8 protein-coding genes and 1 pseudogene are annotated in these 14,376 nt (G+C 74.2%); 4 read left to right on the top strand and 5 right to left on the bottom strand.

What is annotated here, in order from left to right; translation table 11 throughout:
- From IPL61_24865 to IPL61_24850, 4 genes and pseudogenes are all read right to left on the bottom strand, one after another.
- Positions 1–1,371 carry a beta-glucosidase gene (locus tag IPL61_24865; GenBank protein MBK9034459.1) on the bottom strand — a complete coding sequence of 457 codons (1,371 nt, stop codon included), beginning with the start codon at positions 1,369–1,371 and terminating at the stop codon, positions 1–3.
- Complete coding sequence (locus IPL61_24860; GenBank protein ID MBK9034458.1) at positions 1,368–2,447, bottom strand: ABC transporter ATP-binding protein; 1,080 nt, start codon at positions 2,445–2,447, stop codon at positions 1,368–1,370. Before IPL61_24860 ends, IPL61_24865 begins: the two co-directional genes overlap by 4 nt.
- A gap of 1,576 nt (positions 2,448–4,023) precedes the next feature.
- Positions 4,024–4,659, bottom strand: a pseudogene (locus IPL61_24855) (DUF4157 domain-containing protein).
- A 141-nt stretch (positions 4,660–4,800) separates the two neighbouring features.
- Positions 4,801–6,153, bottom strand: a complete 1,353-nt coding sequence (locus IPL61_24850; GenBank protein ID MBK9034457.1) for a DUF4105 domain-containing protein — start codon at positions 6,151–6,153, stop codon at positions 4,801–4,803.
- A 214-nt stretch (positions 6,154–6,367) separates the two neighbouring features.
- Here IPL61_24850 and IPL61_24845 point away from each other — a divergent pair, with 214 nt between their 5' ends.
- Positions 6,368–9,112, top strand: a complete 2,745-nt coding sequence (locus tag IPL61_24845) for a hypothetical protein (protein MBK9034456.1) — start codon at positions 6,368–6,370, stop codon at positions 9,110–9,112.
- A gap of 463 nt (positions 9,113–9,575) precedes the next feature.
- Positions 9,576–9,929, top strand: a complete 354-nt coding sequence (locus IPL61_24840; protein MBK9034455.1) for a hypothetical protein — start codon at positions 9,576–9,578, stop codon at positions 9,927–9,929.
- Between the two features lie 67 nt (positions 9,930–9,996).
- On the opposite strand, the gene IPL61_24835 is transcribed toward IPL61_24840, so the two are convergent.
- Positions 9,997–11,697 (bottom strand): CotH kinase family protein, encoded by a 1,701-nt coding sequence (locus IPL61_24835; protein MBK9034454.1) that lies wholly within the window; start codon positions 11,695–11,697, stop codon positions 9,997–9,999.
- 592 nt (positions 11,698–12,289) lie between these two features.
- Here IPL61_24835 and IPL61_24830 point away from each other — a divergent pair.
- Both IPL61_24830 and IPL61_24825 read left to right on the top strand, forming a co-directional pair.
- Entirely contained in the window at positions 12,290–13,126 is an 837-nt protein-coding gene (locus IPL61_24830; protein MBK9034453.1) for a hypothetical protein, read from the top strand.
- Positions 13,127–13,183: 57 nt separating this feature from the next.
- Entirely contained in the window at positions 13,184–14,374 is a 1,191-nt protein-coding gene (locus IPL61_24825; GenBank protein ID MBK9034452.1) for a radical SAM protein, read from the top strand.
- Positions 14,375–14,376 lie beyond the last annotated feature (2 nt).

The raw sequence follows: 14,376 nt of genomic DNA, 5'->3' as shown, positions 1-14,376 counted from the left end.
TCACGGTGACGGCTCGGGTTCGACCGCGTTCGCGGCCACGATCGAGCGGTAGACGTGCGCGCTCGCCCGGGGCGTGCGGCGCTGGGTGGTGAAGTCGACGTGGACCAGGCCGAAGCGCTTGGTGTAGCCGTAGGACCACTCGAAGTTGTCGAGCAAGGACCAGTGGAAGTAGCCGGCCACCGGCGCGCCGTCGGCGAGCGCGCGCGCGGTCGCGATCAGGTGGCCGCGCAGGTACGCGACGCGCCGGGCGTCGGCGATGTGGCCGCCGGCGTCGATCGGGTCGTCGTAGGCGGCGCCGTTCTCGGTGACGTAGATCCGCGCCGGGCGGTAGTCGCGGTGGATCCGCATCAGCAGCGTGTGCAGCCCGCCCGGCACGACCTCCCAGCCCATGTCGGTGCGGGGCGCGCCGGTCGCGACCTCGATCACCCGGTGGCCGTCGGCGGGATCGGCGCGGACGACCGTCGGGTTGTAGTAGTTCACCCCGAGGAAGTCGGTGCGCGCCGCGATCACCGCGAGGTCGCCGTCGACGACGAACGGCAGGTCGGCGCGCGCGAGGTGACCCCGGGCCACGCGATCGGCGATCGCGTCCGCGGGGTAGCCGCGGCCGTAGAGCGGGTCGAGGAACCAGCGGTTGAAGAAGCCGTCGAACCAGCGCGCGGCGTCGTGGTCCGCGGCGGCCGTGGTGGCGGGCGTGGCCGGCACCAGGTTGACGACGATGCCGACCTCGGCGCCGGGGACGCTGGCCCGGACGATCGGCACGGCGCGACCGTGGGCGAGCAGCGCGTGGTGCGCGGCGCGCAGGCCCAGCGCCGGATCGCGGTGGCCGGGCGCGTGGGCGCCCTGCTCGTGGCCGAGCACCGCGACGCACCAGGGCTCGTTGATCGTCATCCAGCGGCGGACCCGATCGCCCAGGCGCCGGGTCACGACGTCGGCGTAGTCGGCGAACGCGTCGACGGTGGCGCGCGCGCCCCAGCCGCCGGCGTCCTCGAGCGCCTGCGGCAGGTCCCAGTGGTACAGGGTCGCGCACGGCGCGATGCCGGCGGCGAGCAGGCCGTCGACCAGCCGGTCGTAGAAGTCGAGGCCGGCCGGGTTGGTCGGCCCACGCCCGGCCGGCACCACCCGCGGCCACGCGATCGAGAACCGGTAGGCGCCGAGGCCGAGCCGCTGCATCAGCGCGACGTCCTCGGGCCAGTGGTGGTAGTGGTCGCACGCGTCGGCGCCATCGCGGCCGTCCTCGATCCGACCGGGCGTGGCCGCGAACCGATCCCAGATCGACTCGCCGCGGCCGTCGGCGGTGGTCGCGCCCTCGATCTGGAACGCCGAGGTCGCCGCGCCCCAGACGAAGCCGGGGGGGAACGCCAGCGCGGTCACGGCCTCGCCTCGGCCGGCGTCGGCGCGGGCGGCGTCTCCGGGTAGAGGTGGCAGCGGACCCGGCGGTCGTCGGCCAGCGTGCGCGCGGCCGGCTCCTCGGCGCGGCACCGATCGTGGACGTCGGGGCACCGTCCGGCGAACGGACAGCCGCCGGAGCCGACGGTGACCGCGGCCGGCGGCGCGGCGGCCGGGGCCTCGAGGCCCGCGCCGGCGTCGGCGATCGACGCCAGCAGCGCGCGGGTGTACGGGTGGGCCGGGCTCGCGACGACCGCGCGGCTGGGGCCGTCCTCGACGATCCGGCCGCGGTACAGCACCAGGATCCGGTCGGCGAGGTACCGGGCCGAGGCGAGGTCGTGGGTGATGAGGATGATGCCGAGGCCGTGATCGCGCTTGAGGCCGCGCAGCAGGTTCATCACGCCGATGCGGATCGATACGTCGAGCATCGAGGTCGGCTCGTCGGCGACCAGCAGGTCGGGCTGGACCGCCAGCGCCCGGGCGATCGCGACGCGCTGCCGCTGGCCGCCCGACAGCTCGTACGGGTGCCGGACCAGCATCTCCTCGGCTGGCTCGAGCCCGACGGTGCGGAGCAGCTCGACCATGCGCGCGTGCAGGGCGTCGCGGCCGCTCGTCGCGGCGCGCTCGATCGGGCCGGCCAGGTGCTCGGCGACCTTCCGGGTCGGGTTGAGCGCGCCGGTGCGGCCGTGGCGGACCAGCGGCCGCTCGAGGTGGTGGGCGACGCTGTGGACCGGGTTGAGCGAGCCGAACGGATCCTGGAACACCATCTGGACCCGGCCGCGGTACGCCAGCGACGCGCCGCGCGGCTCGCGCGCCAGCACGTCGACCCCGTCGAGGCGGATCTCGCCGCCGTCGGGCTTGGCCAGGCGCACCAGCATCCGGGCGATCGTGCTCTTGCCGCTGCCCGACTCGCCCACCAGCGCCACCGCCTCGCCGCGGCCGACGGTGAACGACACGTCATGGACCGCGACCACGCGCTTGGCGCGCCCGAACATGCGGCCGCTGACGAACTCCTTGCGGAGCTTGCGCACGTCGAGCAGCGGCGCGTCGTTGGCGGTCATCGCCACCCTCGGGCCGTCGCGGTCGCGGTGTCGTGTCGAGGCTGCTGCATGGTCCGCCCCCCCCCCCCCCCCCCCCCCCCCCCCCCCGCCCGTCCGGCGGACACTTTGTTGGCGCCCGTGATGGCGAACGTCAAAGTGTCCGGATCCGGCCTGCCGGTATCGAACCGATGTCATGTTGTGGTCGTGCAGGCCCCCGGCGGGGCTGGCCGGGTCTGGCGCTCAGCGCCGGTTCCCGATCGGCGGGTCTGCGGGCCTTGTGAGCGCCCGCTGCCGCGCACATCGTGCGCCATCGAGGCCGGGCTCGCACCTCCGGCCGCTGGCGCAGGAACATCAGCGCCGCGGTCGCGTAGATCGAGCGGTCGGCCGGGTTGTAGGCCCGGCCGAGCTTGCGCGCGCCGTAGCGATCGAGCCACTCGCTGTGACCGCCGAGCAGGCCCGTCCGGATCGTGGCCGAGTTGGCCTCGTCGAACGCGATCCGGAAGCCGTCGCCGACCACGAGCTTGGGCACCTCGAACTCCTCGACGCGCTTGTCGCTGCCGAGGAAGTAGGCGCGGGTCGCGTCGTTGAGCCCCTCGTCGGACTCGAGCTCGACGTAGTCGACCGTCGGCTCGCCGGCGAGGTCGCCGTCCAGCGGCGTGTCGAGGAAGATCTCGAGCACGCCCCGGGTCGTCGTCTTGGTCATGAAGCCGAGGCCGCTGGCCGACAGCGACTCGGTGTTGGTCCGGCGCTCGACCGGCATGCGGGCCCAACCCGCGCCGAGGGCGCCCTGGAGCGCGGCCTGGTGCTCGGGCGGGAGCTTGGTCAGATCGGTCAGGTCGGGACGCACCTGCAGGTAGGCGCGGATGCTCTGGGCCTGGCCCATCGTGAGGCGGCCGGCGCGGAACATCCCGTCGAGGGTCTGGGGGCCGATCGCGAAGTCGACGCCGTGCTGGTGCTGCGCCGACGCGCTCATCCAGCCCTCGACCGTCGCCCCGTGCTGGATGGCGGTCGCCTCGTCGGCGGTGGCGCTGATCCCGTCGTACAGGGCCTGCAGCGCCGGCCACTTCGTCGCGTCGGCCGCGGTCGCCAGCCCGCTGAGGCTGCCGGCCAGGGCGCGCGACTCGGCGGCGGTGGTCTTGTCGATGTCGTCCTCGAGCGCCTCGCTGTAGACGATGCGGCCGTCGCCGCTGCCGCTGTGCATGGCCTTGGCGACCGCGGCGCTCGCGACCGACTTGGCGACGTTCTTGCCCATGTCGATGCTGGCGGCGACCCCGGCCCGCAGCGTCGAGCTCGCGGCCGCCTTCACGATCCGCGCCGTCAGGACCGCGCCCCAGCCCGCGACGCCGGCGGCGGCCGCGAACCCGACGGCGTTGATCAGGATGTCGCGCCACACCGGCGGCGGGTCGTCCTTGCCCGCCTCCTTGTACCAGCGCTCGACGCCGCGGTACTTCTTCCAGCCGACGCCGGTGCTGACGCCGGTGTAGAGCGTGTTGATGGCGCCGACCGCGCTGGCCCAGTCGGTGACCAGGTGACCGTCGCCGTCGCGCAGGGCCCGGTCGTCGCACTGGTCCGCGCGCGGGGGCGCCTCCTCGGGCGCACGCTGCACCGCGCTCGCGCCGCCGCGCGCGGGGCTCAGCAGATCGGCGGCGGACAGGCCCGCGACCACGCGATCGGCGACGGCGTCGGCGTGCTGCTCGTAGACATCGCCGGCCTGGCCGACACCGCCGCTGAGGTGGACGCCGGCGCGCTGCTGCACCACGTGCGCGGCCTCGTGGGCGGCGAGGTGCAGGCTCGGCGCCGCGCGGAACGCGACGTGCTCGCCGACCGCGAACCCGGCCGCGCCCAGCTCGATCGCCGCCGCCGCCGCCGCGCCGCCGACGTGGGCCTGGATCGCCGACACGTCGTGCTCGGGCCCGAACGCGCGCTGGATCGCCTCGCCGTGGGGCAGGGCCATCGCCGCGCCGCTGACGCCGGCCTGGGCCGCGCCGGCGACGTCGACGCCCGCCGGGACGTCGCCGCGATCGCACTGCACCGCCGTGCCGGAGAAGTCGAACGGATCGGGCAGCCGCGCCAGCTGCACCGGGCTCGCTGCGCTCGGCGGCGGCGTCGTCCCCACCGCGCGCGCCGCCGGCAGCCCCTGCGACAGCGTCCGCTTGCCCGGCGCCAGGCCGGCGCCGCGGGTGGTGCCGCCGTCGTCGAGATCGCGGTGCAGCCGCGCCAGGTCGTTGGTCATGCCGGCTGCGATTGCACCCACCGCGCCAGGCGCGACGCGCCCGCCGCGGGCCGTGCGCGCCGATCGGCTGAGCACCCGTCGCTCACGCCCGCGCCGGTGGGCAGACTTTGCTCACGGCGCGTGTCACGGCGCCCGTGCGCGCTACCCGGCGACGGCCGAGTCGCCGGTGCGGCGACCGCGCCAGAGCCACCAGCGCGGGCCGAGGCCGACGACGAGGGCGGGGACGAGCGGCCAGGCGACGATGAACCAGATCGGCTGGCGGAGCAGGCCGACGGCGAGCCCGAGGGCGACGAGCGCGAGCATCGCGATGCGGCCGCGGGCGTAGCGGGTGCGCAGGTGCATCGGGCCGACGACGAGCAGCAGGTCGAGCGGCACGAGCACGAGGCAGGACTCGTTCCAGCGCACGTACGACAGCGGGCTGATGATCGCGAGCGTCCACAGCACGAGGCCGAGCACGAGCTGCGGCACCAGCGCGAACCACAGCCCGGTGCGCTGGAAGCGGCCGCGCCAGCGCGCGAGCCAGGCCGGCGCGGTCAGCGCCAGCACGATCAGCAAGAACAGCACGCGCCCGCTGGGGCCGTCGCCCTGCGGCGGTGGGCCGTGGCGGCGGTACACGGCGATCGGCTCGACGCCCCACAGGCGGGTCACGGCCTCGCGCAGGTAGTCGGGCAAGAACATGCGGTCGTAGTAGCTGGGCACGCGATCGGCGGCGCGGCCCATGGCGATGTCGGTGATGAGCAGCGCGACCCGCATGCCGTAGAAGCCCTTGCGCGCCAGGTCGCGATAGGTGAGCCCGTCGGACGGCTCCCGCATCGCGCGCAGCTTGCCGCCGGTGGCCTCGTCGATGGCGTCGCGGACCCGGGTCGAGCAATTGTCGGCGAGGTGGTCGTACGAGTAGTGCTTGTGGGCGTCCTCGACGTCGTGCTCGAGCCGCGCCAAGAGCGTGCGCTTCTCGTCGGCGGTCAGCGGCAGCGGCTGCGCCCAGACGTCGCGATCGGCCGCCTGGTAGATCGTGACCAGCACGCTCGGCGACTGGCGCCCGACCCAGAAGCTGTCGTCGGCGCGGAAGAAGCCCCAGCCCATCGACAGCGGGTGCTGGAAGTCGCCGAGGCCGTAGTTGTAGCAAGTGTTCCGGCGCGGATCGCGCTCGCGCACGCACAGCGCGATGTGGCCGTGGCGCTCCCAGATGCGCGCGCCGACGCCCATCGTCACCAGCTCGATCACCGGGAAGTCGACCGGCGGCGGCTTGCCCACGGGCACCGAGGGCACTGGCTGCGGCGGAACCGGTGCCGCGGTCGGATCCGCGATGGCGGTCGGCGCCGGCGGCGCGGTCGGATCAGCGACCTGGGCTTGCGCTGGCGGCGCGGTCGGCGCTGGAACCGGCGCCGGCGGCGCGGTCGGATCCGTGGTCGGCGCGGCGGTCGGAACCGGGGCCGGCTTCTGCTGGGCGTGCGCGACCCGCGCGCTGGCCAGCGCCGCCACGAGCATCACCACCGACAAGCCCACCGCGTGGGCGCAAACACGATCGGGACGACGCATGCCGGCAACATTGCCCCGACTGCGTGGCCGGCACAACGGGACAGTGGTCACCGCGCGGCGTGCGGGCGATCGCGCAACCGCTGGCCGCGGCGGTCGATAGGTGGGCAGGGCCGCCCCAGCAGGGCGGCGCGTTGGCACAGTCGCATCAGAGGGTTCCATGGGCTTCGACATGTACTGGTCACTGCATCGCGCGCACCCGCTCGACGCGGGCGAGCGCGCCCAGGCGGCGGCGCACGTCGCGCGCTGGCGCGCGGTGATCGACGGCTACGATCTGCAGCTGCCCGAGGGCGACGGCCCGGGCGAGGGCGATCTGATCGGGTGGGACTCGCTCCGGCCGTCCCATGGCGATCCTCGGCGCGGTGACCAGGGCGGCTACTTGCTCTCGGTCATGGGCCGGGTGTTCGACGCGCTGGCCGAGCTGCGGAGCTTGGTCCCGACCGCCGAGCTCGCGCTGGCCGACGACTTCGGCACGTACGCCTGGGCCGGCGACGGCTGGGAGCCGCACGCGCGCAACGCCCGCGAGGTGGTCTCGCCGGAGCGTCGCGACGGCTGGGTCGCGGCGGGCACGCTGACCCCAGCCCCCCAGGCGCTGCCGACGGCAGCGGCGCCGCTGGTGACCGTCGAGCCCGCGCCGCAGCAGATCGCGGCGGCGCTCGCCGCGTGCGCCACGGTGTCGGGCCCGCTCGCGGTCGCCGGCTGGGCCGACGCGCTCGCCGCGCGGCTCGCCCTCGACGGGTGGACGTCTCGGCCGTGGACCGCCGAGGTGGTGCGAACGATCGCGACCATCGGGGGACGCTCGGCGTGGCGCGCGGTCGCGCTCGCCGCCGACGCGGGCCTGCCCGACTCCGCGGGCGCGCTGGCGCAGCTGGTCGACTACCGCGCGTGCGCGACGCTGGCGGCTGGCGGACACCCGGCGTGGCGGCGGTTCGGCGAGCTCGGGGGCTTCCTGTCGGGCACCGACCCGATCGCCGACGACGCGCAGGCCGCGATCCGCGCGCTCGGCGACGCCGGCAGCAGCCTGCAAGGCGTGGGGCGCTGGGACGACGACGACGACGACCGATCGTCGGAGATCCCGGCGGCGGCGCGCGCCGCGATCGCGGCGTTCTCGGCGGCGGCGGCGGAGCTGTCCCTGCCGGTCGATGAGGAGACCCAGCCGCTGCTCGAGCCGACGGGGGACGAGACGATCGATGAGCTCGACGACGCGTTCGTCGCGGTGGCGGTGGCGTTCGCGGAGCGGCTGGCGCCGGCGCTGGTCGGTGCGCTGACGTCCGCCGACCGCGAGGCCTGGCGCGCCGCCGCGCTCGCGGTGGCGGCAGCGCCGCGCGAGCCGCTGGCCGAGGAGGCGGCGGCGGCATCGTTGTCGGCAGCGGCGGCGGCATCGTCGTCGGCAGCGTCGTCGGCAGCGTCGGCGGGGTCGTCGTCGTCGTCGTCATCGTCGTCGCCAGCGCCGACCGGCCTGGCCGCGGGGCTGGCCCGTCTCGATGCGGCCGCCCAGGTCGCGACCACGCCGGCGCCGCGGCCGGCCGAGGTCGAGCTCGCCGACGGTCTCCTGTCCATGCTGGCGAAGGTCGCCGACCCGCCGTCCGCCGCGCGGGTCGCGGAGCTGGGGCTGCCGGCGAGCTACGTCGGCGCCAGTCGATCGGATCGCGCCGACCACCTCGAGCAACGCCTTGGCACCCTCGACGCCGCGCTCGTCGTGACGCAGCTGCTCGCCCGACCCGAGCAGGTGGTCGAGGTCTACGAGCTGGGTCGGGTGTTCACGGCCCGGCTGGGGTGCGTCGGGCGCGACCCGGCGTTGATGGACCAGGTCCTCGACCTCTGGCACCGGTCGGTGGTGGAGCGCTGGCGCGGCGCTGCGGGCTGGGCGCGGTTGCTCGCGCCGCTCGCGAGCGCGGCGCCGGTGTTCGCGCAGGCGCTCGACGTGGTCGCCGGGCCTGATCGCGATCGGTCGTGGGAGGCGGTCGGCGGCGGCTTCGACCTGCTGGGCTTCGCGACCGGCCGCAAGGACGACGCCACGGCGGCGCTGGTCGCGCGCCTGCACGCGGACCGGGGCAACCCGCGCGACACCTGGCGACACCTGGGCTACCAGGCGCTGCACGAGCTCGGCTCGGTGGCTGCGGTCCCGACGGCGATCCTCGAGCTGACCGCGCCCGAGCGGGTCCGTGAGGCCGCGCGCTTGCTCCCGCTCATCGGGCGCGACCCCGACCGCGGCGTGGCGGTGCTCGAACGCGCGCTCGACCTCCCTGACCTCGCGGTCGAGGCGACCCGCGCGATCTGCCGGTGCGCCGCCGCGGCCGCGCTGGCGCCGCGCCTCCTGGGCCATCCGTCGTGGACGATCCGACTCGAGGCGGCGCGGAAGATCAGCGACGGCGATCTGCGGCGCGCCCACCTGATCGCGGTGTGGAAGGCCATCGACGCGGCGCGGATCCCGATGTCGAGCGAGGAGCGGTCGCGCGATCAGGAGTCGGGGCCCGTCGGCGCGCCGGTGACGCTGCCGCCGCTGCCCGACCCGGTCGAGGGCCTGACGTCGACGTGCGCGGACCACCGCCACGCCGCGCTGCGGGTGGTCGACGAGCGCCACGACCCTGCGGACGCGGTCGCGCTGGTGTGGGGCGACGAGCTCGATCTCGCGCTGCAGCGGCGCGGGCATCGTCGCAGCGCGCCGCGGTGGCTGGGCTGGAAGCCGGTCGTGCCGGAGCTGGCCCGCGGCCGGACCGCGCGCCTCGCGTGGGTCCGCGCGGCGACGTCGACGCTGCCCGAGCCGCTGCGGCGCGTCCGCGACGAGGGCGCCGCCGCTGTCGCCGCCACCTGGCCGCCGCCGTACCTGGTGCTGAGCGCCGACGAGCAGGCGGCCCTGCGCGCGGCCGAGCAGCCGCTGGTCGAGCGCGGCGCGGCGCTGCTGTGGGGCGACTGAGGAGACCGCGCTCGGTCGGGTGCGTCCGTCAGAACGGTGAGCTGGACACCGTCGCGCACCCGACCACGGGCGCGCCGTCGGTGGCCGGTCGCGGGCGAGATACTATATCTACCATAATCAAATGCGCGCGCCACGACGCCATCACACGCCGATCTAGCCTGATCTGGCCTGATCTGGCCTGATCTGGCCTGATCTGGCCTGATCTGGCCTGATCTCTGGCCTGATCTGGCCTGATCTAGCCTCGGCACCTGGTCGCCCGCGCCTGGTGCCGCGTGCTCTGGGCCTGCTGGCAGAAGCGCGTCGCCTACGATCCCGGCAAGCACGCCGCCGCGCTCAAGTTCACCCCTCGCATCGTCGACCAGGAGGCCGCGTGACGCGAACGAGGTTGACACACGGTGTCCCACGGCGGTCGGGCGTACCTTCGGGGCAGGCGGGGCGGCGCCGAGCGCGCTATCGTCGGGGCGTGATCAAGGTACCCGCGGTCCTGGTTGTGCTCGCGCTGAGCGCGGCGGCGTGCACGTCGGCGTGGACCAAGCAGACCCACGGGCGGTGCGGTCCGGAACCGGTCGTGGCGCCGGCGCCGGCGGGTCGGTGGGACGAGGGGCTTCAATGCGTGATCACCGCCGAGGTCGAGCGCGACTGCGCGGCGCGGCCGCCGGCCGAGGCGGCGACGATCGTCAACGGGCACTTCGGCGGGGGCGCGCTGCCGTCCGAGTGCGACGGCCACCGCAGCCGGTACGCGTCCGAGCACGGCGAGCGACTTGCGTGCGCGTGCATGACGGCGGAGGAGATCAAGCGCGAGTCGACGCGCCCGTGATCGACCGACGCTGAGGCGTGGCCGCGCGCGGCGGTCGCCCGGCCCGCCGCTCGGTCACCCCGCGCCGTCAGAACGGCGAGCTGTACAAGGTCGAGCTCCAGCTCCCGACCACGGGCGCGCCGTCGGTGGCGCCGGCGCCCTGGGTGAAGCTGACCGTGCCGCCGATCAGCACGCCGACGATCGCGCCGGTGCCGGCGACGGGGTTGAAGCGGAACACGAACGCCGAGAAGATCGGGATGGGCACGGTCGCGCCGGCGGTGACCTGGGCCGGCGGCAGGTTGATCACCGCGACGAGCACGTCGCTGCCGGTGATCAGCCCGAACACCTGGATCGCGACCTGGCCGCCGTCGGCGGGCGCGGCGTTGGTGCCGACCCGCGTCGGCGTGATCGGCACGCCCTCGATCGAGCCGGTCAGCGTGCCGGCGCCGGCCGTGAACACGTCGGGCGGATCGACGGCCTTGAACGTGGTCGCGAAGGTCGCCTGGATCGGACCCAGCTCGACGAAGCAGAACGACGCGCGCAGCGGCCGGTCCCAGGTCGGCGGCGCGGCCAGGGTCGGCGCGATCCGCGCGGCCCGGGTCTGCACGAACGCGCGGACGCCGGCGATCTCGGCGGTGACATCGACGCCGACCGCGAACGGATCGCGTGGCAGGTACGGCGCGATCAGCGCGGCGTCGCGGTCGAGGTCGGCGAGGATCGCGGGCACGTCCCAGGCGCCGGCGAGCAGCGCCTGCATGCGCGCGACGTAGCGGGCCCGGGTCTCGGGCAGGAGGTACAGCCGGCGCGCCAGCAGGCCGTTGGCCATCATCACCGACGCCGGCGGATCGACGCCGGGCGCGCCGGCGACGCTGTCGGTGCCCCAGGGCAAGAACTGGAGCTGGCCCGAGGTCGGATCGGCGTAGACGAAGTAGTTGTTGGTGTTGTTGGCATAGCCGTCGCCGTGCTCGAGCAGGGTCTCCATCGCCCAGAACGTGAGGAAGCGCTCGACGTCGACCGCCGGCGCCAGCGCGGCCAGGAGCTGCGGGTCGGGCGCGGTCAGCGCGGTGGCGACGGCCTCGAGATCGCTGCGGTCGGGGTTGGCCTCGTCGGTCTTGGGCTCGAACGTCGCCAGCCAGCCGGGCCGGAAGTCGGCGAGCGTGCCCTCGTAGAGCCGGCCGGCGTCGCTGGCGAAGTGCCTCGCGAGGAACCGCTTGTTGACGCCCTCGACGTTGGTGAACACGCCGAGGTCGAGGCCGTTGACGGTGACGTGGGCGTAGTTGCAGCGTGGCGCTGGGATCCCGGCCGCGGCGAACCGGCGGTAGGCCAGGCACTGGCGCACCACGCTGGGGTCCTGCTTGTTGTTGTTGAGCGTCAGGCCGCGCACGCCCGCGACCTCCTGCCCGACCACGACCTCGTCGAACTTGAGCTTGAGCGACGGCTTGGTGTCGTCGAGCGAGCCCAGGAACCCCTTCTTCCGCACCGCGACCTGCTCGAGGCGGACGCCGTCGACCGTGACCGTGCCGAGGTGCGACGTGAACGGGCTGCCGAACGGCCGGTCCTGGCAGTCGGCGCCGAACAGCACGTCGGCCGGGCGTTGCTGCGAGCGGATGTCGTCCCAGGCGGCGACCGGCAGCTCGATCGCGACCTCGACCACGTGGGCCGGGTCGTAGATCGCCGCGGTCGGGTCGGGCGCGTCGGGGCCGGCGTCGATCAGCCCGCCGTCGGGATCCGCCGCCGCGTCGTCGCCGCCGCAACCCGCCGCGAGCGCCGTCACCGCGAGTCCGAGCACCGCGAGCCAGGGTCCACGACCGGAGAGCGTCATCGGGGCAGATTCAGCAAGCGCTGTGCCGCGACGAACCTCGCGCGATCAGTGGGTTGGCGGATCGCGGGCTGTCGGAATCGACCACAGATGGGGTGGTCCTCTACGCCCGTAGAGCCGTGTTTCGTCACCCGATCTTCGCAATTCTGACGCGCCAGGTCAGAGTTCGGCTTTGATTTCGGATGTTTGAGGCCCAGGATTCGGTCCCCAAGCTGACGCGCCAGGTCAGAGTTCGGCTTTGATTTCGGATGTTTGAGGCCCAGGATTCGGTCCCCAAGCTGACGCGCCAGGTCAGAGTTCGGCTTTGATTTCGGATGTTTGAGGCCCAGGATTCGGTCCCCAAGCTGACGCGCCAGGTCAGAGTTCGGCTTTGATTTCGGATGTTTGAGACCCAGGATCCGGTCCCCAAGGCTGACGCGCTGGGTCGGAATTCGGCATTGATTTCGGATGTTTGAGACCCAGGATCCGGTCCCCATCGCGGAAGCGGGAACCGGAGCCGGGAACGGAGCCCAGAATCGCGACCCCTGAACGGATATCCACCGAAGTGCACTAACCTCTGGTGGTGGCTCGTTTTCTGTTCGCAGGTCTGCCGATCGAGGTGCGCGCCGCGCACCCCGGCGCGATCGACGACCTCGCGCCGATCTACCAGGCGTTCGCGACCACCGAGGCGCCGCGCCTGACCGTGACCGTGAGTCGGGTCGACGGCTTCGATCGCGAGCGCGCCCCGGAGTACCCGGCGTTCCAGCGCCGGGCGCTGCCCGACGGCCGGCTCCACGTCGAGCGCTTCGACGCCGAGGGCGAGGTCGACGTCGGCGAGCTGCCGCTGACCGCGCAGTTCCGCGTCGGCCCGAGCGCCAACAGCCTCGAGGCGTGCCTGCGCATCGCCGCGTCGCTGGCGCTGCCGCGCGACGGCGCGCTGTTCCTGCACTCGTCGGCGGTGGTCCACGCCGGGCGCGCGCTGGTGTTCTCCGGGGTCAGCGGCGCCGGCAAGTCGACGATCTCGGCGCTGCTGGCCGACGCGTACCCGAGCTGCACCAAGATCGCCGACGAGCTGCTGGTGATCCGCGCGACCGCCGCCGGCTGGCAGGTCGTGGTGCCGCCGTACCTGGGACCGGCCGGCATCGCCCACGGCGCGAGCGCGCCCCTGGCCGGCGTCCACTTCCTGGCCCAGGCGCCGTTCGATCGCCGCGACCCGTTGACGCCCGCGGCGGCGCTGCCGGAGCTCCTGCGCCACGTGCTGGTCTACGTCGCCGAGCCCGGCACCGCCGAGCGCGTCCTCGACCTCGCCGCCACCGTCACCGCCACCACGCCGTGCTACCGCCTGCACTTCCGGAAGGATCCCCATGTCGGCACCGTGCTCGAGATCGCAGCCCCGCCCGCCGACCTCACCCCGAGTTGATGTGACTCCGGCGGGGGGCTATCCTGGAGCGCCCCCGCGGTCCGGGGGACCGACACCATGAAACCTCTGCGCGGAGCCGCCGATCTGCTCGCCGCGCGCGCCCAGCGCGAGGGCTGGCCCGTGACCGTGACCTTCCAGGTCACCGACCGCTGCAACTACGAGTGCGTGCACTGCTACCAGGAGCACGACGCCCACGACGACGAGCTGTCGTTCGCCGAGATCGAGCGCGTCCTCGACGAGATCGCCGCGATGGGCGTGCTGTTCCTGACCTTCATGGGCGGCGAGTTCTTCATGCGCAAGGACGCCGACCAGATCCTGGCGGCGGCCCACGCCAAGGGCTTCGCGCTCAAGGTCCTGACCACCGGCCACCACATCAGCGACAAGCGCGCCGACTTCCTCGCGACCTTGCGGCCGATCCAGTTCGACCTGTCGCTCTACGCCGGCCACAAGGGCAAGCACGAGGAGATCACCCGGATGCCGGGCTCGTGGGACCGCACGGTCGCCGCGGCCCGGCGCCTGCTCGCGCGCAAGATGGCCGTGCTGCTCAAGGCCCCGGTCATGGAGACCAACGCCGCCGACGTCGCCGGCATGGCCGAGCTGGCCAAGGAGATGGGCGCCGAGTTCACGTTCGATCCCAAGATCACGGCGATCGAGACCGGCGACAAGGCGCCGCTGGCGCTGCGCATGAAGGCCGAGACGCTCAAGCGCTTCTACGAGACCACGATGGCCGACAACCTGGCGCGCACGTTCATCGGCCCCGAGTCGATGAAGGCCGCCGGCGAGGAGCTGCGGCCGCTGCACCACGCGCCGTGCCGCGCCGGCCAGCAGTCGGTGTCGATCGCGCCCAACGGCGAGGTCTGGCCGTGCAACGCGCTGCCGATGCCGTGCGGCGACCTGCGCCAGCAGAGCTTCGCCGAGATCTGGGCCGGCTCGACCCAGCTCGAGGCCGTGCGCGCGCTGCGCTGGGCGACGCTGGCCGAGTGCAACCGCTGCAGCCTCCGGCCGTACTGCCAGCGCTGCCACGGCATGGCCCTGGTCGAGCACGGCGAGGTCGCGGGGCCGTCGCTCGAGGCCTGCCGCCACGCCGTCCAGATCCGCGACTCGCTGCGCGACCGCGGCCTGGTGCCCGCCACCGAGACGGCGCTGCCGCCGACGTGGGATCGTGTCGACGCCGATGGTCAGCACCAGCGGAAGGCGGCCGAGGCGACCGGACGGCGGCGCGTCGCCGCGCTGCGGGTGCTGAGCTGACT

The sequence above is a fragment of the Myxococcales bacterium genome (assembly GCA_016717005.1).
GTDB lineage: Bacteria > Myxococcota_A > Polyangia > Haliangiales > Haliangiaceae > UBA2376.
The sequence above is the reverse complement of the archived record's forward strand: the minus strand, read 5'-3'. Positions and strand labels throughout refer to the sequence as shown.